At 41.9% G+C, this 23,981-nt stretch carries 16 protein-coding genes and 1 pseudogene; 12 read left to right on the forward strand and 5 right to left on the reverse strand.

Annotation, left to right across the window (positions count from 1 at the left end; all coding sequences use genetic code 11):
- Window positions 1-65 precede the first annotated feature (65 nt).
- From ypfJ to G573_RS0105135, 3 genes and pseudogenes are all read right to left on the reverse strand, one after another.
- On the reverse strand, window positions 66-983 hold the full coding sequence (gene ypfJ / locus G573_RS0105125) for a KPN_02809 family neutral zinc metallopeptidase (protein WP_027975706.1): 918 nt from the start codon (window positions 981-983) through the stop codon (window positions 66-68).
- A 238-nt stretch (window positions 984-1,221) separates the two neighbouring features.
- Window positions 1,222-1,498: pseudogene (locus G573_RS10920) on the reverse strand (type II toxin-antitoxin system YafQ family toxin).
- Window positions 1,499-1,771, reverse strand: coding sequence for a type II toxin-antitoxin system RelB/DinJ family antitoxin (locus G573_RS0105135; RefSeq protein ID WP_027975707.1), 273 nt, complete (start codon window positions 1,769-1,771; stop codon window positions 1,499-1,501). It abuts the pseudogene before it with no gap.
- Window positions 1,772-2,121: 350 nt separating this feature from the next.
- Here G573_RS0105135 and rexB point away from each other — a divergent pair, with 350 nt between their 5' ends.
- From rexB to G573_RS0105155, 4 genes are all read left to right on the forward strand, one after another.
- On the forward strand, window positions 2,122-5,361 hold the full coding sequence (gene rexB, locus G573_RS0105140) for an ATP-dependent nuclease subunit B (RefSeq protein ID WP_027975708.1): 3,240 nt from the start codon (window positions 2,122-2,124) through the stop codon (window positions 5,359-5,361).
- Window positions 5,351-8,983, forward strand: coding sequence for a helicase-exonuclease AddAB subunit AddA (gene addA / locus G573_RS0105145; RefSeq protein ID WP_027975709.1), 3,633 nt, complete (start codon window positions 5,351-5,353; stop codon window positions 8,981-8,983). The genes rexB and addA overlap by 11 nt, the downstream gene beginning before the upstream one ends.
- A 239-nt stretch (window positions 8,984-9,222) precedes the next feature.
- Complete coding sequence (locus G573_RS0105150; protein WP_084522376.1) at window positions 9,223-10,179, forward strand: alpha/beta hydrolase; 957 nt, start codon at window positions 9,223-9,225, stop codon at window positions 10,177-10,179.
- A 27-nt stretch (window positions 10,180-10,206) separates the two neighbouring features.
- The gene (locus G573_RS0105155) at window positions 10,207-11,523 is read left to right on the forward strand and encodes an SLC13 family permease (RefSeq protein WP_027975711.1); all 1,317 of its coding nucleotides are present in this window, start codon (window positions 10,207-10,209) and stop codon (window positions 11,521-11,523) included.
- A 211-nt stretch (window positions 11,524-11,734) separates the two neighbouring features.
- Here G573_RS0105155 and G573_RS0105165 read toward each other — a convergent pair whose 3' ends face one another.
- Complete coding sequence (locus tag G573_RS0105165) at window positions 11,735-12,733, reverse strand: LacI family DNA-binding transcriptional regulator (protein ID WP_027975712.1); 999 nt, start codon at window positions 12,731-12,733, stop codon at window positions 11,735-11,737.
- A gap of 272 nt (window positions 12,734-13,005) precedes the next feature.
- On the opposite strand from G573_RS0105165, the gene G573_RS0105170 reads away from it, so the two are divergent.
- The 3 genes from G573_RS0105170 to galE all read left to right on the forward strand — a co-directional run bounded on the left by G573_RS0105170 (window position 13,006) and on the right by galE (window position 16,841).
- Entirely contained in the window at window positions 13,006-14,178 is a 1,173-nt protein-coding gene (locus G573_RS0105170; RefSeq protein WP_027975713.1) for a galactokinase, read from the forward strand.
- 4 nt (window positions 14,179-14,182) lie between these two features.
- Entirely contained in the window at window positions 14,183-15,652 is a 1,470-nt protein-coding gene (gene galT / locus G573_RS0105175; protein WP_027975714.1) for a UDP-glucose--hexose-1-phosphate uridylyltransferase, read from the forward strand.
- A gap of 193 nt (window positions 15,653-15,845) precedes the next feature.
- The gene (gene galE / locus G573_RS0105185) at window positions 15,846-16,841 is read left to right on the forward strand and encodes a UDP-glucose 4-epimerase GalE (protein WP_027975715.1); all 996 of its coding nucleotides are present in this window, start codon (window positions 15,846-15,848) and stop codon (window positions 16,839-16,841) included.
- A gap of 545 nt (window positions 16,842-17,386) precedes the next feature.
- On the opposite strand, the gene G573_RS0105190 is transcribed toward galE, so the two are convergent.
- Window positions 17,387-18,211: an AraC family transcriptional regulator gene (locus G573_RS0105190; protein WP_027975716.1), complete on the reverse strand. Its 825-nt coding sequence runs from the start codon at window positions 18,209-18,211 to the stop codon at window positions 17,387-17,389.
- Between the two features lie 110 nt (window positions 18,212-18,321).
- On the opposite strand from G573_RS0105190, the gene G573_RS0105195 reads away from it, so the two are divergent.
- The 5 genes from G573_RS0105195 to G573_RS0105215 all read left to right on the forward strand — a co-directional run.
- Complete coding sequence (locus tag G573_RS0105195) at window positions 18,322-20,484, forward strand: alpha-galactosidase (protein WP_027975717.1); 2,163 nt, start codon at window positions 18,322-18,324, stop codon at window positions 20,482-20,484.
- Between the two features lie 13 nt (window positions 20,485-20,497).
- A complete protein-coding gene (locus G573_RS0105200) occupies window positions 20,498-21,751 on the forward strand; it encodes an extracellular solute-binding protein (protein WP_027975718.1) in 1,254 nt (417 codons plus the stop codon).
- Window positions 21,752-21,762: 11 nt separating this feature from the next.
- Entirely contained in the window at window positions 21,763-22,635 is an 873-nt protein-coding gene (locus G573_RS0105205) for a carbohydrate ABC transporter permease (protein ID WP_027975719.1), read from the forward strand.
- 16 nt (window positions 22,636-22,651) lie between these two features.
- Window positions 22,652-23,485 (forward strand): carbohydrate ABC transporter permease, encoded by an 834-nt coding sequence (locus tag G573_RS0105210; protein WP_027975720.1) that lies wholly within the window; start codon window positions 22,652-22,654, stop codon window positions 23,483-23,485.
- Between the two features lie 60 nt (window positions 23,486-23,545).
- Window positions 23,546-23,981 (forward strand): alpha-amylase family glycosyl hydrolase (locus G573_RS0105215; protein ID WP_027975721.1); only part of this gene is annotated, 436 nt, incomplete at its 3' end.

The raw sequence follows: 23,981 nt of genomic DNA on the forward strand, positions 1-23,981 counted from the left end.
AAGGGGTTAGTATGCTATTCTAACCTCTTTTTATGTTTATTAAGAAATACTGGAAAGAACTGCTTTTATAAGCTGTTCACAGCGAAAGTATCGCCATGTTCAATATCACCAAAGTTGTAGCCGCGGTCAAACCACTTTTGACGTTGCTGGGAGGTACCGTGAGTGAAGCTGTCAGGTACCGTTCTGCCGTAGGCTTCTTTTTGCAGTGTGTCATCTCCGACAGCATGGGCAGCTCTCATAGCTTCTTCAATATCGCCGGTATCAAGGAGCCCTTCTCCCTCAACATATTTAGCCCAGGCACCGGCATAATAATCAGCCTGCAGTTCCAAGCGGACATTTAGAGCATTGGCCTGAGTTTCTGACAGTCCCTGCCGTTTTTGATTGTAATCGGCCATGGTGCCCAGCTCATTTTGAACATGGTGGCCGACTTCATGCGAAATAACATAGGCCATGGCAAAATCACCTGCAGCCTTATATTTGCTGGAGAGTTCCTGATAAAAGGAAATATCCAGATAAATCTTGCGGTCAGCCGAGCAGTAAAAGGGTCCCGAAGACGCCTGACCTTGTCCGCATCCGGTCCGAATGTGATCCGTATAAAAAACAAGAGTCGGTTTCTTATAGGTCAGCCCTTCTTTTTTAAAGGCTTCGGTCCAAAAGGCCTCTGTACTTGCCAGAACCTTACTGACAAATTTCGTTTCTTCGCTGGAAACGTCTGTCCCTTTTTTTCTAGTGACCTGAGTTGACTGATAAGAATTGGAGCTGCCAGTATTATCGCCTGTCAAAATACTTCCTAAGCCCGAAGCTCCGCCAATAAAAAGCAGGATAATAATAATGACAAGCTTTGATTTCCAGCTGCCCCTGGAAAAGAGCAGCTGCAGGAGGAGATTGCCGCCTATAGAACTGTTGCCACCGCCATAAGCGCCGGACTCTTCTCCGCGGCGGTCTTCGATATTACTGCTTTCCTTTAACTTGTCTGTTTTCATTTTTTAACCTCATTATTTTAATACTTCTATTATAAATGATTTCCAGCAGAAAAAGCTATCCTTTTATGCCAATTTTTGAAGTATTTCCAAATGTATAACTTTTTAAAGAGCAGCTTATTAAATAAATTTTATTTTTTAAGTGACTGCATGGTATAATTTTACCCGCACACGCAGGAGGAGTCTGGCTGTAATGTATTCCTTAATCCAACAAAAAAGACAACTGGTTAAAGTCGTCTTTTTACATATTAAATAAATCTGCATGACTGCCTGTCAACCAGAGTTAAAGTTAGAGTATCATCCTCTAATAGGTAAATTAATAACCAATCAGGTTTAATATGACATTCTCTAAAACCAACAAAGTTTCTTTTGAGTTCATGGTCGCGGTATTTTTCTTCTAGTATTTGCCCCAGACGAAGCTTTTCAATGATTTCATCTAAGAGTGAAACATCTAATCCTCGCTTTTTAATCCGTTTATAGCTTTTTTTGAAAGCCGAGGTAAACTTAACTTGGTACATTTAAGCTTCCAATGCTTTCTTTAAATCTGCCAAATTGTCATAAGAAGCAACAGCTTCATTACGAGAAATTCGTTTGGCTTCTGCCATAGCTTCTAAAGTTTTTTGGCTATAGTTTGGAACTTCTACCGCAAAAGGAAGGCCGCCACGCAATAGACATTGACGAAGAAAAATATTGACTGCACTAGACATATCCATTCCCAAATCATTAAATAATGAAGTTGCTTGGGCTTTTACAGTTTCATCAATTCTAATTTGAGTTGGTACAGTTGCCATAAATATCACTCCTCTCATCATCTATTTTACTACAAACAGTTTACATCGTCAATTATTTGTAACATTTTTCCAATATTGAAGATAAAAAGGAAGTCATATAGATTAAACGAGGCACTTATTTATATTCCGGATTATTTCTGAATGTATCAATCGAATTGCTCCCAAAAAAATGCCATCTGAAGTCTCATAGTCTTTTTGGTGTAAGCAAAAAAGTATTTTTAGATACTAATTACAGTAAAGCAAAACAGTGACAAGAAAAGTAAAATATTAGATAATAGATTTAAGCATTAATCTTCATAAAAGAATTAAATTAACACTTATCTTGTGAAGAAGTTTATAGAGGATTATTTATGAAACTTTTATACACCGACATTCAATACGATATGACAGAGATTTTGGCGGCTGAGGCCAGACAGGCTGCTAAAGAGGGCAAGCGTGTTTTTTACATTGCTCCCAGCTCTTTGTCTTTTGAAAAAGAGCGGGCGGTTTTGGAAGCCCTGCCTGAGGAGGCTTCTTTTGCCATTACCGTTACGCGTTTTGCGCAGATGGCCCGCTATTTTGTTTTAAATGAACCTCATCAAAGAGAGGTCATTGATGACAATGGTTTGGCTATGATTTTTTATCGGGCATTGGCCAGCTTTTCTGAACAGGATCTGCGCGTGTTTGGCCGTTTGAAACAGGACACGAACTTTATCAGTCAATTGGTGGATTTGTATAAGGAGCTCAAGGCTTCAAATATGACCGTTTTGGAATTGACAGAGCTTAATTCTCCGGAAAAGCAAGAAGACCTGATTAAGATTTTTAACAAGGCTGAAGCTATTTTAATGGCCGGCAATTTTGACACTCAGAGTAAAACGGCATTTTTTGCCCAGCAGCTTAAATCGGGCCATTTGGACAGTGAGCTTGAAAATTTGCTGATTATTGTAGATGGTTTTACCCGTTTTTCTGCCGAAGAAGAAAACCTGATTACCCTCCTTCATGAAAAGGGTGTGGCTGTTACCATCGGGACTTACATCAGCCAAAAGGCCTACCGTGCAGCATTTTCAAACGGCAATGTCTATCAGGCCAGTCTGGATTTTATGCGGGGTCTGGCTGCTAAATTCCAAACAAAGCCGGAATATGTCCGCTCAAAGCAAAAGGGACTGCAGGCCTTTGCCAACCTCTCCAGTATTTTTGAGAGCCGTCATGATTTTTCCGCCGATGGACGAACCCTGACAAAAGAGGATAAAGAGCACCTTGCTATTTGGGACGTTATTAATCAAAAAGAAGAGGTTGAGCATGTCGCCAGAGCCATACGCCGGAAACTTTATCAAGGCTACCGCTACAAGGATATTTTAGTTTTGCTGGGCGATACAGACGCTTACCGCCTGCAGGTGGGTAAAATTTTTGATAAGTATGAGATTCCTTATTATTTCGGCCGGGCTGAATCCATGAGTTCTCACCCTTTGGTGCATTTTGTCGATAGTCTGGAACGGGTAAAGCGCTATAATTTTCGTGCCGAAGATGTCATGAATCTGCTTAAGTCAGGCTTATACGGCCGATTACGGCAGGAAGAACTGGATAAATTAGAATACTATATCATGTATGCGGACATCAAGGGACAAAGCAAGTTTTTTAAGGATTTTACTCTGGATAAGCAGGGACAGTTTGATCTGAAACAGATAAACCGGTGGCGAACTGAGCTCATGGCTCCCTTGCAGCAGCTGGTTAAAGCGCAAAAGCAGCTGGGAAAAAGTCTTTTGAAAAAATTGACCGGCTTTTTAGAAGCAATTCACCTGCCGGAAAATTTTGCTCTGCTGACAGCAGAAAGCGGGGAAATCGAAGAGGAACAGCACCAGCAAGTCTGGAAGACATTTACAGCTATTTTAGAGCAGTTTCAGAGTATTTTCGGTCAGGAAAAGCTGACGCTGGATGAGTTTTTGTCCTTGCTTCGTGCCAGCATGCTGGCTGCTGATTACCGTATGATTCCTGCCACAGTTGATGTTGTAACGGTTAAATCTTATGATTTGGTAGAGCCGCACACCAATAAAATTGTTTTTGCCATGGGCATGACACAATCCAACTTTCCTAAAATTGTTCAAAACAAAAGCCTGATTTCGGATGAGGAGCGTTCACGAATCAATGAAGTAACACCGGATAATCGCCGCTTTGATATTGTCAGCAGCGAAAATCTCAAAAAAAATCATTTTGCAGCCCTGTCGCTCTTTAATGCTGCGACTGAGGAATTAACTCTCAGCCTGCCGCAAATTTTAAATGAAGCAGAAGACACTACCTCATCTTATTTACTGGAATTAGCAGAAATTGGCGTGCCGGTAGTGGAAAAGGGCCGGAGCCGCCAATTGGCTGACCCGGAAGACATTGGCAACTATAAAGCGCTCCTGTCGCGCGTGATTGAACTGGAACGTGCTGCCATTGATCAGGAAATGTCCAAGGAAGAGCAGACCTTCTGGTCGGTAGCTGTGCGCTATCTGCGCAAAAAACTTAATGAGCAGGGGATTGTGATCCCTGAGATTAATGACAGCATGCAGACCAAGCCGCTGACTCCTTCGGTGATAAAAGCGCGCTTTCCGGCAGATGAGCCCTTAAATCTGTCATCATCCGCCCTAACTGCCTTTTACAACAATCAGTATCTTTATTTCCTGCAGTACGTGCTTGGCTTGCAGGAACTGGAGACCATTCACCCCGATGACAGAAATCACGGAAGCTACCTGCACCGGATTTTTGAATTGGTGATGCAGGATACGGCAGCTTCTGATTTTGATGGCCGCTTAAATCAGGCAATAGCCAAGGCCAATCAGGAAAACAGCTTTAAAATGCTTTATGAAGAAGATGAGGAAAGCCGCTATTCCTTAGATGTTTTAGAAGACATTGCCAGAAGCACAGCCAGCATTTTGCGTGATGATGCCCACATTCAGGTGGAAAGCGAAGAAGAAGCTTTTGAACTAATGCTGGGAAATGCAGTGAAAATCCGCGGTTTTATTGACCGCATTGACCGTCTGTCCGACGGCAGTCTGGGGATTGTTGACTACAAATCTAGCCGAAATACCTTTGATATCCAGAAATTTTACAATGGCCTCAGTCCGCAGCTGCTGACCTATATGGAGGCAGTCAAAAATAAAGAAGCTGTGCCTAGCGGCCAGAAGATTTTTGGCGCCATGTATCTGCACATGCAAGAGCCAAAATTAGATTTAAGCAAGGTCAAATCCCTAGATAAGATTCCTGAGGCAGTCCATAAGGAGTTGACTTACAGAGGGCTTTTCTTGGATGAAGAAAAGGAGCATTTAACCAGCGGCAAGTATCAGTTAAATGACTCAGTCTACAGTCAGGAAGAAATCGATTTGTTGCTTGCCTATAATCGAGAGCTTTATCAAAAAGCCGCCCAGCAAATTCGAAGCGGCTATTTCCTGATTAATCCTTATACTGAGGACGGCAAATCGGTGCAGGGAGAGCAGCTTAAAGCAATTACAGGTTTTGAAGCTGACCGCCACATGCCTTATGCGCGCAAGCTCTATCAGCTGCCGCGCAAAGAAAAACGCCAGAGCTTCCTGCAGCTGATGCAGGGAAAAGAGGAGGAAAACAATGACCTTTAAAAACTTTTTAAATGCTCAAGAGATCGCCTCCCTGCAGCTTGAAGAGGCCGGATCTGACAAGCAGCAAAAACGCACTCCTGAACAAATTGAAGCGATCTACAGTTACGGCAATAATATTTTGGTCTCTGCCTCGGCAGGTTCTGGGAAGACTTTTGTCATGATTGAGCGTATTATGGATAAGCTCTTGCGCGGCGTCAAAATTGATCAGCTCTTCATCTCAACCTTCACTGTCAAGGCGGCAGGAGAGCTAAAAGAGCGCTTGGAAAAAAAGCTGATTGAACAGCTGCAAACAAAAGACGAACCCGAACTCAAACAGTTCTTGGCTGAACAGCTGGCCGGTGTTCAGACGGCTGATATTGGCACGATGGACGCCTTCACGCAAAAATTGGTCAACCAATACGGCTATACGCTGGGGATTTCGCCCAGCTTTCGGATTATGCAGGATAAGAGTGAGCAGGACATTCTAAAAAATGATGTTTTTGCAGATCTTTTTGCGGATTATATGCGCTCTGAGAACAGGCCGGTGTTTATCAAGCTGGTCAAGAATTTTGCCGGCAGCCGTAAGGATTCAGATCCTTTTAAGCAATTGGTTTATAAGATTTATGATTTCAGCCAGGCGACAGACAATCCTAAAAGCTGGCTGACAGGCAGTTTTTTAAAGGGGGCTGAGACCTACACAGATTTTTCAGCCATTCCAGACCAGGAAGTTGCAGCATTTTTGGCAAGCATGGAGGATACGGCCAAGGCTTTGCGTGATGTAACCGATTTGGAAGACTATAAGCAGCTCACTGGCAAGGGTGCTCCGACAGCCAACTATAAAAAGCACCTCAATATGATTGACAAGCTGCAAGACTGGGCTTGGCATTTTGAAACGCTCTACGGCCGTGATGGTCTTGGAAAGCTGGCCAATGACCTTGCCCAACTCCTTCCGTCCGGAGACAGTGTCACGGTTGCTAAGGTCAAATACCCTGTTTTCAAACCCCTGCAGAGCCGCTTGGCTGACTTGAAGCATTTAGAGACGATCTTTGCCTACCAAGCTGAAAGCCTGCCCTTGCTTAGGATTTTGCAACAGTTTGTCATCGATTTTTCCGACCAATACCTGCAGGCAAAAATGCAGGAGAATGCTTTTGAGTTCTCGGATATTGCGCATTTTGCTATTGATATTTTAGAAAAAAATCCCTCCATCAGACAGCTCTATCAAGACAGATACCATGAAGTCATGGTCGATGAGTATCAGGATAACAACCATACACAGGAACGCATGCTGGAGCTTTTGTCTAATGGGCACAATCGCTTTATGGTAGGAGATATCAAGCAGTCGATTTACCGCTTCCGTCAGGCAGACCCGCAGATTTTTAATGCGAAATTTAAGGATTTTCAAGAACATCCTGAACATGGCAAGCTGATTTTGCTTAAGGAAAATTTCCGCAGCCAGTCAGAAGTTTTAGCAACAGCAAACAGTGTTTTTCGTCATCTGATGGATGAAACTGTCGGCGAGATTGTCTATGATGACAGCCACGAGCTGCTGGCAGGAAGCGACCGTCAAAAAGAAGTGCATCCCGAAAATGAAACTCAGGTATTACTGTATGATACAGATGAAAATGATGACTCTCTGCCTGATGATGACAGCGGGCAAATCAGCCCTGCTGAGGTTAAATTAGTGGCCAAAGAAATTATTCGTCTCCATAATGAAGAAAAGGTTCCTTTTGAAGAGATTACCCTGCTAGTAGCTTCAAGAACCCGCAATGACGGCATAATACAGACCTTTGAGCAATATGGGATTCCTTTGGTAACAGACGGCGGTGAGCAAAATTATCTCAAGTCAGTTGAGGTTATGGTTATGCTGGATACCTTACGTTCTATCGACAATCCGCTCAATGACTACGCTTTGACGGCGCTTTTGCGCTCGCCCATGTTTGCCTTTGATGAAGATGAGCTGACGCGCTTAGCGCTGCAAAAGACCATAAACAGCCATAAGGAAAATCTCTATGAAAAACTGCAGAACGCTAAGAATAAGCGAGGACAGCATCCAGAGCTCATCACACGAGATTTAGCTGCCAAGCTGCAGGATTTCTTAGATGTCTTTAACAGCTGGCGCCGCTTTGCCAAACTGCATTCGCTCTATGATTTGATTTGGAAAATTTATAATGAAAGGTTTTACTACGATTATGTAGGGCGTCTGCCGAGAGCAGAGCAGCGGCAGGCCAATCTCTATGCGCTGGCTCTGCGTGCCAATAATTTCGAGCGGACCGGATTTAAGGGACTGTCACGTTTCATTGGGATGATTGACCGTATTTTAGACAGTCAGAATGATTTAGCTGATGTTGAGGTTGCTCTCCCTAAAAACGCTGTTACGCTCATGACTATCCATAAGAGTAAGGGCTTAGAGTTCAAATATGTCTTTATTCTTAATATTGACAAGAAATTCAGCATTCAGGATATGACCTCACCGCTCATTTTATCGCGTCAAAATGGTGTAGGAATCAAGTATCTGGCTGATATGAAAGAGGAGCTGCAGGAAAAACTGCTGCCGGCTGTCAAGGTTAATATGGCAACTCTGCCCTATCAGCTCAACAAACGTGAATTGCGCTTAGCGACCTTATCAGAACAGATGCGGCTGCTTTATGTCGCTATGACACGAGCTGAAAAAAGACTGTATCTGGTCGGAAAGGGAAGCGCGGAAAAGCTGGCGGACAAGTACAGCGGAAAATCTGAAAACAATCATCTGCCGGCCGCGGAGCGCGAAAGTTATCTAACCTTTCAAGACTGGCTTTTGGCCATTCAGCAAGCCTACAGCAGTGAAAATCTGCATTTTAAAACTATTTTTGTGACCGATGACGACCTGACCGAAGAAAAAATAGGAAAGGTCAGACGAGAGCATCTCTATAATCCTGATGATCTCAAGGATAACCGTCAGTCAGAAGATATTGCGCGTGCTTTGGATATGCTGGAGGCTGTTGAGAAGCTTAACCAAGATTATCAGCCAGCCATCACTTTGCCGACTGTCCGCACACCCAGTCAGGTCAAGAAATTCTATGAACCTGTCATGGATACTGAGGGCGTTGAGATTATGGAAAAGGCTTTTGCGGCTAAGCTGAAATTTAAACTTCCTGATTTTTCTGGGAAAAAGGCTCCTGAACCTTCAGCTGTTGGCTCCAGTCTGCACGAATTGATGCAGCGCCTGCACCTGAGTGAAGTAGTCAGCATGGCTGACATTTTGCAGGCCTTAGAAGAACTGCCGGCCGAAGCTGAAGTAAAAAAAGCTATCCAGACGGACAAAATCCTAGCTTTCTTTCAGACGACAGATTTAGGAAAGCTGATTCAGAAAAATGTTGATAAAGTTCGCCGTGAAGCACCTTTTGCCATGCTGAAAAAAGATCCGGAAAGCGGAGAAAACTTCGTTGTCCGCGGTATTATTGACGGCTATATTCTTTTGGACGATCGCATCATTCTCTTTGACTATAAAACCGATAAATTTACCAACAGTCAGGAGATTAAGCAGCGCTACCAAGGTCAGATGGCACTGTATGCTCAGGCCTTGAGCAAATCCTATGCTATTTCGGCCGTTGAAAAATATTTGATCCTGCTGGGCGGCGAGCAGCTGGAAGTTGTACCAGTGTAGATACGTTGAATATCATGAATACAGGCGGGAAAAATAGTGCCTGCAGTCAAAATTTTTCACAAAAAGGAGCAGATTTTTATGGCTTTTGCCACTAATAGATCTGCTCCTTTGCTTTTAAATCAAAGAATTTTAAGATGATAAGAAATTTTATCAAAAAACTATGTGAAAACGTTATCAAAGTATGGTAGAATAGAAGCAGTATTACATGATGAGCAGTCGTGAAAGAAAGGGGTTATATAATGGATATTAAACCATTCCCGGGTTATGAAGACCATCTGTTTAGCAATCTTGCTGAACAAAGCGAAGAAGTCAAGCGCCGTAAAGAAGCACAGGCCGGAGCTATGCTTGCCTATGAACTGCCGCAAGGCATGACAATGGAGGACCGCTTTATTCCGACTGAGGAAGACGCTCAGGAACTGCAGATCCGTATTTTTACTCCGGCCGATCTTCCTGAAAAAGCACCAATCATTTTGGATATTCACGGCGGTGCCTTTGTTGCCGGCAGTGTTGCTATTGATAATGCCCGCTGTATCGCCATTGCTCAGCGAGTGCCCGCTATCGTGGTTTCTGTTGAATACCGTTTGGCAGGAGCTGATGGCGTTAGTTTTCCGATGCCACTGGAGGATTGCCATGCAGCCTATAGGTATTTGCATGAACATGCTGAGGAATTAGGCGGTGATCCTGAAAGAATGGGACTTCATGGATCGAGTGCAGGGGCAACTATTGCTGAAGGCCTTGCGCTTTATCTCCGTGACAGAAATGAGCCTCAGCCGGCGTTAACGGTTCTCAATTGTCCGGCTCTGAGTTTGGCTTTGGAGGAAAGTCATTCTTATCATCAGCTCTATCAGCTGCGTATGGGCCCGGCTAATAAAGCGCTGGGAGCCGAATCAGCCTATCTTGGCGGCTATAATGGCAAAACACCGTCTTATTATGCTTTTCCGGCTTGTGCTCCTGATTTAGGAGGTCTTAAGGCACATATGGTTATTGTCGGTGAATATGACACCTTGCGCGATACAGGACTTGACTATGCCTTGCGTCTTTTGCGAACAGGAGTGCCATGTGAAATCTATCAGGCTCCTCGTTTAGGGCACTGCTATACTTCGGCGCCGCATCCATTTACTGACTTTACTCATGATATGATGGCTTGGTCTTTCAAACGTGAATTTGGAATGTTGGATGACTTGATTAAAAAGTAAATGAGCTAAAGAGATAGGAGAAAGATTATGAGTCCAGCCATACTTGCCATTATGATGTTGGTAATTGTTGTTACCTTTATTCTTTGGAATAAAGTCCCCTTGAATTTTGTCATGTTTGTTGTCCCGGTTGTATTTAGTTTTTTGATGGGATATAACCTGAAACAAACCAGTGACTTTATCATGAATCAAATTAATGTTGTGATGACCCAGTCCGGCTACATGCTTCTATTTGGGCTGATCTATTTTGGCATGCTGACAGAGTCAGGCTTGTTTGATACGATGATAAACGGTGTCATGAAAATTATCGGAAATCGCATCAATGTTGTCGGCGTTATGATTTTGACAACCGTTTTAAGTGCTATTGCCTATTTGACAGCACAGATGTCCACGACTTACCTTGTTGTTTTTCCCATTGTGATTCCATTTTTCAAGAAATTTAAGATGGATCGCAACTTTGCTTTTATCATCTGTCAGACTGCTATCGGAGCCATGTGCTGGCTGCCATGGGGAATTGGTCTGGTCATGTCAGCGACCATGGCCAATACCAATGCTGAAACGCTTGCCGTTGCTTCTATTCCTTGGGGTCTGTGCTTTATTCCGGCCATTATCCTGCAGTATGTCTATTTTGCCCGTAAACATAAAAAAGAGCACGGCACTCTGGGACTGCCTGAAGATGCACAGGGCGGTGCCGCACATAAAATTGAAGAACGGGAAAATGCAAGGCCAAAATTGTTTTGGGTCAATATGTTTATCTTTTTGATTGTCGTTCTTGCCCTGGCTGTCTTTAAGGTGCCGTCTTATCTAGTGTTTATCATGGCTTCGGTTGTTACGGCTTTAATCAACTATCCAAAGGATTTTGGAGCTATTTGGAATAAGCAGGCAGCGATGTTCTTTAACGTATTAGTTATGCTTATTGCTATCTGTTTTTACTTGGCTGTCTTTAATGCCAAGGACGCATCACATGCCTCAATGGTAGAAAGTCTTGCGAAGTTATTGGAAGCACATTTCCCAAGTTTCTTAATGCGCTACATCCATATCATTTTCCTTTTGCTTTGTGTGCCTATCATTTACTTTGTTCCTTATCAGTTGTATAATGCCCTTTATCCGCTTTTTATCTCAATTGGTGCTTCATTTGGAATTTCACCAATTGCCATCATCGCTCCATTCGTATGTAACCTAGCTTTGGCAACTTCGGTGACACCGATGAACTCATCTACCTATGTCGGCGCAACGCTTTGTGAAATTGAAGCAGAGCCCTTTACCAAGAAAGCAGCACCTATCATGTTTGTCACCAATGCAGTTGTAGTAGCAGTGGCCGCCATTTTTGGGGTCTTACATTTCTAAATAAAAGAATTCATGTTTGACAGTAGCTTCTCGTTTAATATTGTTATCTTTGATTCTAAGCAGGTCTGTGGTATGATAAAGATGTTCCATAAGTTTCTTTCTGATGATAGTTTGTTTAGAAACCTTATGGGACTTTTTTCATACCCAAAAAGCTCTATGATTTCTGTGGAATGCCTACTATAGAAATTATAGATTTAGAATTTTTCAGAGACTACAGACTACTATCTCTTAAGGTGAGGTTCGTTGCTAATCGGGTCATAGTCGGTACAGTATGGGGATTTAAAATTTGTCGGTTGAGAATGTCAACGGCAATACGCCCCATTTCCTGAGTGTAAACGGTAATGCTGCTGAGCGTAGGAAAGACTTGTCTGGTTAAAGAGGTATCGTTGAAGGAGATGAGGCTGACGCGCTGAGGTACGGCGATGGCGGCTTTTTGCAAGGCACGCAGGGCACCGATAGCCAAGGTATCATTGGCAACAAAGAAAGCCTGTGGCAGGTCATCTCCTAAATCATGGATCGCCTTGGTCATCAATTCATAGCCTGCCTGACTGGAAAATTCTCCGACATAAACATAATTGCTGTGGTAAATCCTCTTTTCAGAGGCGTAGTTTTTGAAGACACTAAAACGCTGATCAATGAGACTTTCCTTGCCGTCAGTCGTTTTTTCTTTACCCGCAATCATTCCGATTTTAGAGAGCCCTTTTTGCAGAAAATGATCTAAAACCTGAATGACAGCATGATCAAAATCGGTGGTCACACAGGGATGTCCTGCTGTCAGAGTATCACTGTCAACAAAGACCAATTTATTAGAATACCTTTCTAATTCTACAATCTGCTCGCTGCTGAATTTGCCAATGGCAATTATTCCGACAACTTCTTCTGTTAGGGTTAAAATATCGTTGTTAAAGAAGCGCAAAACTTCATAATCCAGCTCTTGAGCCCTTTTTTCAAGACCGATTCGGATGTTGTAATAGTAAAGGTCATTGAGTTCTTCTTGTTCACTGTACCATTGGACAATGGCGATTTTTCGGCGAATTCTGGTAAAGTTGCCGCTTTTTTGATGTTTGGTATAGCCGAGTTCGTCGGCAATGCTGAGAATGCGGTGTCTGGTTTTTTCGCTGACAGAAAGTGTTTCATCCCGGTTGAGGACGCGGGAAACTGTAGCAAGGGAGACCTTTGCTAGTTTTGCGATATCTTTTAAAGTAGCCATAATGATGGTAAACAGGGTCTAAAAAGTAACTGGAAGTAAAATCATTTAGACAGCCGCTGCTGATGGTAACAGAATAAACAGACTTAGTCCTTTTTGCTTATCATCTGAAGCAGGACTTGCCTTTTCAGATAACTTTTAACCCTATGATTCCCTTTCTGATGATATTAGTAAATTTAGTATAACATAATTAGTAAAACTTTAGTAAAATTATTGACGGAGACTTTTTCAAGATTTACAATAAGACTAATAAAAGATTCTAAAGGAGCAACTATATGAAGACTGAAGAACTCAATCAAGCTTTCAAGGAAATATTTGGTCAAAAGGCTGATGCCACTTTCTTTTCACCTGGCCGCATCAATTTGATTGGCGAGCATACGGACTACAATGGCGGTCATGTTTTTCCTGCAGCCATTACGCTGGGGACATACGGAGCTGCACGCAGACGCAGTGATAAAAAGCTGCGTTTCTATTCGGCTAACTTTAAAAATGCTGGGATTATTGATGTTGAACTTGATAGCCTTGTTTTTAATGAGGCTGATGCTTGGGCCAATTATCCTAAAGGTGTGATTAAGTTTTTAAAAGAAGCCGGCCATACGATTGACAGCGGCTTAGAGCTTTATGTCTATGGCGATATCCCAAACGGATCGGGTCTGTCCTCCTCAGCTTCGCTGGAACTACTTGCAGGAATTGTGCTTGAAGAGCTGTTTGAACTGAAGCTGGAGCGCTTAGATTTAGTAAAAATCGGAAAGCAAACAGAAAATGATTTTATCGGAGTCAATTCTGGGATTATGGATCAGTTTGCTATCGGTATGGGGGCTGATAAACGAGCTATTTATCTAGATACCAACACCTTGGAATATGACCTTGTACCGCTTGATCTTAGTGATAACGTTATTGTCATCATGAATACCAATAAACGCCGGGAATTAGCGGATTCTAAGTACAATGAACGCCGGTCTGAATGTGAAAAAGCTGTTGAAGAACTGAGTCAATTGATGACAATCAAAACTTTAGGTGAGTTGGATGAAGCAAGCTTTGATGAATATGCCTATGCTATTAAGGATGGGAATCGTTTAAAGCGTGCTCGTCATGCAGTGTTTGAAAATAAACGAACCTTGAAAGCAAAAAATGCGCTGGTATCGGGTAATTTGAAACGTTTTGGTCGCTTGATGAATGCATCACATGTCTCACTCGAGCATGATTATGAGGTGACAGGTCTTGAGTTAGATACCCTAGTTCATGCTGCTTGGCAGCAAGAAGGCGTCCTTGGTGCTCGCATGACAGGAGCAGGCTTTGGAGGCTGTAGTATTGCTATTGTTCATAAGGATAAAATAAAGACTTTTAAAGATAATGTTGGCAAAACTTATCAAGAAGTTGTCGGTTATGCCCCAGAGTTTTACATTGCTGAGATTGCTAGTGGTAGCCGTGTGCTCACAAGGAAGTGATAGAATGAGTGTGATAGATCAATTTGTAAAAGGTATCATAGCAATCAGTTGCTATACCGAAGAAGATGCAACTTATCTTAAAAATCGTGTGATGGCTCTGGTTGGTGAAGAGGGGGTTGATGAAAAAGTGCCCGTTCTGTCCATGATAGCCTTGAAAGAGCGGTTAATTGATATTGGAGTGTCTAATGGTAAGATTGGTTCTTTGGTAGGGGAAAGAGATATTTTGGGGGCTGAGTTGATGAATTTTATCACCCCGATGCCAAGTGTTGTTAATCGGGAATTTTGGGAAACTTATCAGAGTAGTCCTGAAAAGGCTATTGCTAATTTCTACGCCTTGAGTCAATGCAATGATTATATTAAAATGCAGGCCATTTCTAAAAATATTGCATTTAAAACTTCGTCTCAATATGGAGATATAGAGATCACGATCAATCTGTCAAAACCAGAAAAAGATCCGAAAGCAATTGCGGCTGCTAAGCTTGCTAAGTCTTCTAGCTATCCTAGATGTCAGCTTTGTATGGAAAATGAGGGATATCAAGGACGTATAAATTACCCAGCTAGGGCTAACCATAGAATTATTCGGTTGCAACTGTGTGGTGAAGAGTGGGGCTTCCAATATTCTCCATATGCTTATTTTAACGAACATAGTATTGTGCTCAATATACAGCATGTCCCTATGGTTATTTGTCGGAAAACATTCGAGCAGTTGTTAACTATTGTAGATACTTTTCCAGGCTATTTTGTTGGTTCAAACTCAGATCTTCCTATTGTCGGTGGCTCTATCTTAAGCCATAATCACTATCAAGCCGGTCGACATACTTTTCCTATGGAAAGGGCAGAAGTAGTTCAATCATTTATCGTTAAAGGATTTGAAGATGTTGATACTGGGATTGTGAAATGGCCCATGTCTGTTATCCGCTTGAATTCTGCATCTAAAAAATCCTTGGTCGCATTAGCAGAGAAAATTCGCTTGGCTTGGAAGGACTACTCAGATGATTCCGCTGATATTATAGCTTATACTGGTGGAACTTCTCATCATACTGTTACTCCTATTGCCAGAAAGCGCAATGGTAGGTATGAGTTAGATATTGTTCTTCGTGATAATCATACTAGTGATAAGTATCCTGATGGAGTTTATCATCCACATAAGGATGTCCAACATATCAAAAAGGAAAATATCGGACTTATTGAGGTTATGGGTTTGGCGATTTTACCGCCACGCCTTAAAGACGAGCTGTATGAAGTTGAAAAATACCTCTTAAACCAGTATAATGAAATTGCAGACTATCATAAGACTTGGGCTGATGAAATTAAAAAAGGCTCAGACATTACTGAGGACACTGTACACAAGATTGTACAAGACGCTGTTGGGCAGGTCTTTGTCCGTGTTTTGGAAGATGCAGGTGTCTATAAGACGGATGCTAAGGGATGTGCAGCTTTCAAGCGATTTATCGAAAGTCTTGGTGCCAATTAGAGGATAGCTGCTTTTAGATTATTAGCATTTTTCTTTTTTGCAGTGTGACTGCAGTTTATAAAAATCTAGAAAGGAAGAGGTTGTGGGTTTATTGGATATGAGCTCAGCCGGAAAGCTCAGTTTTGAGACAGCAGGATTTCTTGTGAGTTTCTCAGCGGCTGTTGCTTTCTTGTCAACCTGAATATATTTAGTTATGGCAATTTTAGTTTTAGGAGGAGCCGGCTACATCGGTTCTCACATGGTGGATCGTTTGGCTGAAGAGGGCAAAGAAAAGGTCGTTGTCGTTGACAGCCTGGTGACCGGTCATCGTGCAGCGGTTCATCCTGCCGCAAAATTTTATCAGGGAGACTTGGCGAACCAAGACTTTATGCGTCACGTTTTTCGTGAAAATCCTGATATTGATGCGGTGATTCACTTTGCGGCCTATTCTTTAGTCGCAGAATCCATGGAAAACCCGCTTAAATATTTTGATAACAATACAGCCGGCATGATTAAACTGCTGGAAGTAATGAATGAATGCGCTGTTAAATACATTGTCTTCTCATCAACTGCCGCAACCTACGGCATTCCTGATGAAATTCCCATTAAGGAAAACGCACCGCAGCGCCCCATCAATCCTTACGGTGAAAGCAAGCTCATGATGGAAACCATCATGAAATGGTCCGATCAAGCTTATGGCATTAAGTTTGTTCCGCTTCGCTATTTCAATGTTGCCGGTGCTAAACCAGACGGTTCAATCGGTGAGGATCACGGTCCTGAAACCCATCTGCTGCCGATTGTGCTGCAGGTAGCTCAGGGGACGCGCGAGAAGATTATGATTTTCGGTGATGATTATGATACGCCGGACGGAACAAATGTTCGGGACTATGTGCACCCCTTTGATTTGGCTGATGCGCACCTGCTTGCTGTTCAGTACCTGCGCCAAGGCAATGAATCAACAGCTTTTAATCTTGGTTCCTCAACAGGATTTTCAAATCTGCAAATTTTAGAAGCAGCCCGCAAGGTCACCGGTAAGGAAATTCCGGCTGAGAAGGCAGCCCGCCGTCCCGGAGATCCGGATACGCTGGTAGCCAGTTCAAACAAGGCGCGTGAGATTTTAGGCTGGAAACCGCAGTTTGATGATATTGAAAAAATTATAGAAACCGCTTGGGCTTGGCACTCCAGTCATCCAAGAGGATATGAAGACTAAATCAATTTTCAACAAAAAAATGAGAGGCAGCACAGTGTTTGATTGAAGCAGCGGCTGCCTTTAACAATCGAGAAAAAACAAGAAGAGTAAGATTACTAACCTTACTCTTCTTTTAGTTTTGACTATTTTATACCTTGTTAAGGGATGATACTCTCCCTTACAGGGGACAGTGAAAAAATAAAAATTTCACTAGAAGCTATAAGGGGGGGAGTTTTCGCATGTCTGAACGAAGTCAAGTATCTATAGAAGATAAATTAGAAATTGTTTAGATATATCTCAAGCATAGAATTTCTATTAGTCAATTAGTGAGATAATACAGTATCAGTCAGGACTTTAGAGGAATTAGCCACTGCTATTAATGCTTATATCTATTCTTACAACAACCACTGTTATCAGGAGAAGCACAATAGCTTTGCCCCTCTTGAGATGAGGAACAAGGACATTACCTAATATTTTATTAGTTGATTATCCATTTGATAGGGAGCTTTTCAAAATTTGCTCGGCTCACTCTTTTTCTCTTTTGCTATCTTTCGGGGGAGAGGCATTTAGGCATGGTTCTTGCGGTATTGACTAGGACTTATTTGAAAATATTTCTTAAAAATCTTGCTGAAAGCAAGCGGATCCGAAAAGCCAACAGAGTGTGCTATTTCAGTGATGCTTAAGGCTGGATTTTGCAGAAGTTTAGAACTTTTTTCCATTCGAACCTGAAGGATGTAATCCTTGATAGAGTATCCCGTTTGCTCCTTAAAAATTTTGTACAAATAGCTGCGGTTTAGATTCATTTTGTCTGCAATTGCAGATACTCGCAAGGGTTTATCATATTGACTGTGAATCATTTTCAAAACCTGCCGGATATAGTTTTTTGTTTGCTGGCTGCTGGTGTTTTGGTTTGGAAAAGCAGCAATCAGATAGGCAAGGAGTTGGTAAAATTTACTGATAAGCTGCAGCTCACCAGCTATGTTAAAAGGCTGCTTGTCAGAATCAATAATCTTAATCATCTGCTTTACAATAGGAGAGTGGATAGACGAGTGGCAGTAAAAATTGTCCAACAGATTGGTCTGCCGGAGAATATTATCTGCGCGTGAACCGCTGAATCCCACCCAAAGGTAGCTCCACGGGTCATCTTGATCAGCTTGATAAAAGGTCAGTTTGTCTTTAGGAAGTAAAAAGATATCTCCAGTCTGTAAAAAAACTGTCTTTCCATTGATGGTGAAACGTCCACAGCCGCTGAGGATAAAATGCAAGACATAATTGTGGCGAACACTGGGGCCAAAAGAATAACCGCTATCACAAACCTCAGCACCATAGTGATCCACATTAAGATCAAAATGACTGCCGTCAAATTCACTGTAGGCGTTTAAAACATTCATACTATACTCCTTTCTATTAAACAACATTATACCATATAAAGGAAACAAAGAGCTATTTTTAAAAGCGCTTTCAAGTATTATAATAATATCATGAAAGGAGAAAGTACTTAATGGGCATTAAAATTGAAGATAATCTTTTTTACATACAAACAAAGGATTCCTCAATGATTATTGAGAGAAGAAACAATGATTTACTGCTGAAACATTTAGGTAAAAAAATTTCGCAGTATCATTTTTCCAATACGATGTTTGAAAGGGATCACGCTTTTTCCGGGAACCCCAGCCCTGATGTCAGAACCTACAGTTATGATACACAGCGGCAGATAGTAGGAGTACATGGATTTGGTGATTTTAGACATCCGTCTTTTAAGATTCAGCATGATAACAATGAGTTGACGCAGTTTAAGTTTAAAAGAGCCAGAGTTATTGATGGAGTAAAGGAAGCTAAGGGCCTACCCAACCCTTATTCCACGGTAGGCGCTGAAACTCTAGAATTCACCTTGGAAGACAGCTTAGCGCAGATTGAGCTGAAGCTCTACTATACAGCTTATGCAGATAACGCCACAATTTCAGCCTTTGCCCGTCTTGTGAACCATTCAGAAAAAACCGTCATTGTGCATCGAGCACTTTCAGCCATGTTTGATTTTCCGAATGACAGTTATGATCTTATCAGTCTGCAAGGAGCCTATGCACGTGAGAAAACGGTTCGGCGACAGCCAGTAGAACAAGGAACTTTTTTGATTGCTTCTAACCGCGGGGCGTCTGGACATGCTCAGACACCAGCGCTAATCCTCTGTCAGCATGAAGCTAGTGAATACTACGGTGAAGCTTTGGCTTTACAGCTGATGTACAGCGGTAATTTTCAGGCTTTTGTACAAAAAAATCAGTTAAATGAAGTGCGGCTGGGTATCGGTTTGAATGATGATAATTTTGCATGGAAATTAAAAGCTAAGGAGCAGTTTGACACCCCAGTTGCCTTGCTCACCTATACAGATAAGGGACTGACGGCTCTGACTCAGGAAAGTCAGGATTTTGTGAAGCAGCATATTATTCCTGCCAACTTTACGCATCAGGAGCGTCCAATTCTGATTAATAACTGGGAGGCGACTTATTTTGATTTTAAGAAAGAACAGCTACTTGATTTGGCAGATGAAGCCAGTCAATTGGGTATGGAGCTGTTTGTGCTGGATGATGGTTGGTTCGGCAGGCGCTTTGATGATAATCGATCTCTGGGAGATTGGTCTGTCAATGAAGAAAAATTAGGCGGCAGTCTGCCGCAGCTGATTAAAGCCATTCATGAGAAAGGCTTAAAATTTGGTCTTTGGGTAGAACCAGAAATGGTCTCAGAAGACAGTGACCTCTATCGGGCACATCCTGATTGGGTTATTCAGGCTGAAGGACGAGGGCATACCTACTCGCGCAATCAGTTGGTCCTTAACTATGCCAATCCTCAGGTAGTAGCCCATATGAAGCATGTCTTTGATGAGCTCTTGACTAAGAATGCCATTGATTATATTAAATGGGACTATAATCGCAACATAACAAATATCGGTAATGGTTCAACCTATCTTGAAACCCAGATGCAGTCTCATGCCTATATGCTGGGGCTTTATGAACTTGTCAGTTTTTTGATCCAAAAACATCCTCATGTTTTATTTGAGAGCTGCTCGGGTGGCGGCGGCCGTAATGATTTGGGCATGATGCGCTACTTTCCGCAGGTATGGGCTAGTGATAATACGGATGCCATTGCACGTTTGTCCATTCAATATGGGTCATCTTATCTCTATCCGACGATTTCTGTTGGGGCGCACGTCTCTGCTGCTCCAAATCACCAGATGGGGCGGTTAACTCCGCTCTCAACACGCGGTCATGTCGCTATGATGGGAAATCTTGGCTATGAATTGGATCTAACAACCTTATCTGAAAATGAAAAGCGAGAGATTGCTCAGCAGGTCAAAACCTATAAGCAGATTCGGCCTATTGTTCAATTTGGCAAGCAATATCGGCTCTTAAATCCAAATGAACACTCTAATGAAGCAGCTGTCCAATTCAGTCACGAAAAAGGTATAGTAGTCACTTACGTGCGGATTTTGTCAACCATTGAAAGCATTGAAACAACATTGAAACTAAAAGGTTTGGAGCCAGATGCTTTTTATGAACTTGTCGGTGAAGGCAAGATTTATTCGGGAGCAGAGCTCATGTATGCGGGTCTGACCATGACCTTACCGCAAGGAGATTATCTCAGCCAGCAACTTTACCTAATCAAAAAATAAAGGAGGTTATTTGATGAAATGGTATAAAAAAGTCACTTTATTTGCTGTGCTTGTAGTTACAAGTTTAGCCTTAGCAGCTTGTCAGAGTAGTAGTTCCAAAGGCAGCAAAGTAACGCTTGAGTACTTCAATCAAAAAAAGGAAATGTCGGGTGTTTTAAAAGAAATTGCCAAAGATTTTGAAAAAGAAAATCCTGATATTCACGTTAAAGTGGTTGATGTTCCAAGTCCTGGAGAAGTTTTAAAATCGCGTATGCTGTCGGGCGATATTCCTGATGTTATCAATATTTATCCGCAAAACGTTGATTTTCAGGAATGGGCCAAGGCTGGTTATTTTGAAGACATGACAAATAAAGCCTATGTCAAAAACATCAAAAATAATTATGCCAGAAAGTATGCCATTAAAAAGAAAATTTACAATGTTCCTTTGTCAGCCAACGCTTACGGTTTTTTCTACAATAAAACAGCCTTTGATAAATTAGGACTCAAAGTTCCCCAAACTTGGGATGAGTTTGAGAAACTGGTTGATACGATTATTCAAAAGAAAGAAACGCCGTTTGCCATTGCTGGTTCTGAGAGCTGGACACTTAACGGTTACAACCAGCTGTCCTTTGCCACTGTTGCAGGAAGCGGCAAAGCCGTTAATAATTATTTACGCTTTTCAAAACCTGGCTCTATTAAAACCAGTGATACCATCTTAAAGGGAGACTTAAGACGTCTTAATCTGTTGCGTAAAAAGAAAGCCTTGCAGCCTAACTGGCAGGGAGCCAGTTACAATGATGCCTTGGTAAGTTTTGCAAAAGGTGATGCCCTAATAACACCTAATGGTTCTTGGGCTCTGCCTATTATTAAACAGCAGGAGCCAAACTTTAAGGTTGCCACTTTTGCCTTTCCAGGAAAGAACAAAGGAGAAGAGTTGACGGTAGGTGCCGGAGACCTAGCCTTATCGATTTCCTCTAAAACTAAGCATAAAACTGAAGCTAATAAATTTGTAGCCTATATGACAAGTGCTAAAGCGATGCAAAAATATTACAATGCTGATGGATCGCCTGTCGCAGTTAAAGGGGTTAAAGAAAAGACGAATTCAGAATTAGCTGGGCTCAGCCGTTTGGCCTTCACAGATAAGCATATGGTCTGGCTGGCACAAGATTGGACCAGTGAAAATGATTTCTTTACCCTGACGACCAATTACCTTATGACAGGAAACAAAAAGGATTATGCAGATGATTTGAACGCTTTCTTTAATCCTATGAAAGCAGATGTAGATTAAGGGAGGAAAAGATGAAACTTAGAAAAGTTTTTAATAAATACTGGGGCTGGACATTTTTGATTATCCCCATGGTTTTACAGATTATTTTCTTCTATTTTCCAATGGTACAGGGAGCTTTTTATAGCCTTACTGACTGGACCGGCTTGACCTATCATTTTAATTTTGTTGGTTTGAACAACTATAAGATTTTAGCAACAGACGGTAAATTTTTATCAGCTATTGGCTTTACGGTGATTTTGACCCTGTGTCTCATTATTGGAGAAATCAGTCTCGGCATTTTGGTAGCAAGAGCTCTCAACTCTAAAATTAAGGCTAAAACTTTTTTTAGAGCTTGGTTTTTCTTTCCGGCAGTTTTATCTGGCTTGACGGTATCCTTGATTTTCAAACAGGTTTTCAACTACGGTCTGCCTGCTATTGGTAATGCGCTTAATATTGATTTTTTAAAGGTCAGTTTATTAGGAACCAATGCAGGATCCATTTTCTCGGTAATCTTTGTTCTTTTGTGGCAGGGCGTTGCTATGCCGGTTATCATCTTTCTCTCAGGCCTTCAGAGTATTCCAATAGAGATTATTGAAGCTGCTGAAATTGATGGGGCATCCAGTAGACAGACTTTTTGGAAAGTAGAGCTGCCTTACTTGCTGCCTAGCATTTCCATGGTATTCATTATGGCCCTGAAAGCAGGCTTGACAGCTTTTGATCAAATCTTCGCCTTGACTGGCGGTGGCCCTAATGATGCCACAACATCACTGGGACTTTTGGTTTACAATTATGCTTTTAAGAACAATCAGTATGGGTATGCCAATGCGATTGCCCTTGTTTTATTTGTTATTATCGGACTTATTTCTGTCTTACAAATCAGACTCTCCAAAAAGTTTGAAATCTAGCAGGAGGTTTTCAGCTATGAAAAAAGAAGAAGCAGTTAATAATTTTTGGAAATATGTTCTCCTTGCAGTCGGAGGGTTTCTCATTCTGATTCCCCTCTTGGTAACGGTCTTTAGTTCTTTTAAAACGACTAAAGATATCATGAATAATTTTTTCTCCTTTCCTAATCCTTTCACCTTTAATAATTACCAGCAGTTACTCTCAGACGGCATTGGCGATTATTTTTGGAATTCAGCTGTCATCACAGTTCTGTCAGTTCTTTTAGTGACACTATTTATTCCTGAAGCAGCTTATTCTATTGCTCGAAATATGTCGCGCAAAAAAGCATTTGCCATCATGTACAGCCTTTTAATACTGGGAATTTTTGTTCCTTTTCAGGTTATTATGATTCCTATCACTGTTATGATGAATCGGCTGGGGCTGGCTAATATGTGGGGACTTATATTGCTTTATTTGACTTATGCAATTCCGCAGACCCTCTTTCTATATGTTGGTTATATCAAAATGAGTGTCCCTGATAGTTTGGATGAAGCAGCTGAAATTGATGGAGCAGATAAATTTACGACTTACTTTAAAGTAATCTTTCCAATGTTAAAACCTATGCATGCAACAGTCCTCATTATTAATGCCTTATGGTTTTGGAATGACTTCATGCTGCCTCTTTTAATTTTAAACAAGGATTCAAAAATGTGGACCCTGCCGCTCTTTCAATATAACTATACCGGCCAGTATTTTAACGATTACGGTCCAAGCTTTGCCTCCTATGTCGTTGGGATTGTCACTATCACCATTGTCTACCTCATTTTCCAAAAGAATATCATTTCTGGTATGAGCAATGGTGCGGTCAAATGAGAACTAAGAAAAAGAGTATCAGTGAAAATTGTATGTTTACAATAAAGAAAGAGTAATACTATGTCCATAAAAAATCAAACCATGCTCATTACTTACTCAGACAGTCTGGGTAAGAACTTAAAAGAATTAGAAGACAATCTGGAGCGCTACTTTGGTGCCGCAGTCGGCGGGGTGCACCTGCTGCCTTTCTTTCCCTCAACCGGTGACCGCGGCTTTGCTCCCATTGCCTACGATGAGGTGGATCCCGCCTTTGGCGATTGGACTGACGTTAAGCGCTTAGGAGAGAAGTACTACCTCATGTTTGACTTTATGATCAATCATATCTCGCGTCAGTCTAAGTACTATAAAGATTTTCAAGCGAAAAAAGAAGCTTCGGCCTATGCGGATTTGTTTTTGCGCTGGGAAAAATTCTGGCCGCAAGGCCGGCCCACTCAGGCCGATGTGGATCTGATTTATAAGCGTAAAGACCGCGCGCCCATGCAGGAAATTGTCTTTG

The organism is Streptococcus devriesei DSM 19639, assembly GCF_000423725.1.
GTDB classification, from domain to species: Bacteria; Bacillota; Bacilli; order Lactobacillales; family Streptococcaceae; genus Streptococcus; species Streptococcus devriesei.

Bases quoted from the DNA above. Each gene is read 5' to 3' on its own strand.
- G573_RS0105165 (WP_027975712.1), bottom strand. From the start codon at position 12,733: ATGGCTACTTTAAAAGATATCGCAAAACTAGCAAAGGTCTCCCTTGCT.
- G573_RS0105150 (WP_084522376.1), top strand. From the start codon at position 9,223: ATGGATATTAAACCATTCCCGGGTTATGAAGACCATCTGTTTAGCAAT.
- G573_RS0105170 (WP_027975713.1), top strand. From the start codon at position 13,006: ATGAAGACTGAAGAACTCAATCAAGCTTTCAAGGAAATATTTGGTCAA.
- addA (WP_027975709.1), top strand. From the start codon at position 5,351: ATGACCTTTAAAAACTTTTTAAATGCTCAAGAGATCGCCTCCCTGCAG.
- galE (WP_027975715.1), top strand. From the start codon at position 15,846: ATGGCAATTTTAGTTTTAGGAGGAGCCGGCTACATCGGTTCTCACATG.
- ypfJ (WP_027975706.1), bottom strand. From the start codon at position 983: ATGAAAACAGACAAGTTAAAGGAAAGCAGTAATATCGAAGACCGCCGC.
- G573_RS0105200 (WP_027975718.1), top strand. From the start codon at position 20,498: ATGAAATGGTATAAAAAAGTCACTTTATTTGCTGTGCTTGTAGTTACA.
- G573_RS0105135 (WP_027975707.1), bottom strand. From the start codon at position 1,771: ATGGCAACTGTACCAACTCAAATTAGAATTGATGAAACTGTAAAAGCC.
- G573_RS0105210 (WP_027975720.1), top strand. From the start codon at position 22,652: ATGAAAAAAGAAGAAGCAGTTAATAATTTTTGGAAATATGTTCTCCTT.
- galT (WP_027975714.1), top strand. From the start codon at position 14,183: ATGAGTGTGATAGATCAATTTGTAAAAGGTATCATAGCAATCAGTTGC.
- G573_RS0105155 (WP_027975711.1), top strand. From the start codon at position 10,207: ATGAGTCCAGCCATACTTGCCATTATGATGTTGGTAATTGTTGTTACC.
- G573_RS0105190 (WP_027975716.1), bottom strand. From the start codon at position 18,211: ATGAATGTTTTAAACGCCTACAGTGAATTTGACGGCAGTCATTTTGAT.
- G573_RS0105195 (WP_027975717.1), top strand. From the start codon at position 18,322: ATGGGCATTAAAATTGAAGATAATCTTTTTTACATACAAACAAAGGAT.
- rexB (WP_027975708.1), top strand. From the start codon at position 2,122: ATGAAACTTTTATACACCGACATTCAATACGATATGACAGAGATTTTG.
- G573_RS0105205 (WP_027975719.1), top strand. From the start codon at position 21,763: ATGAAACTTAGAAAAGTTTTTAATAAATACTGGGGCTGGACATTTTTG.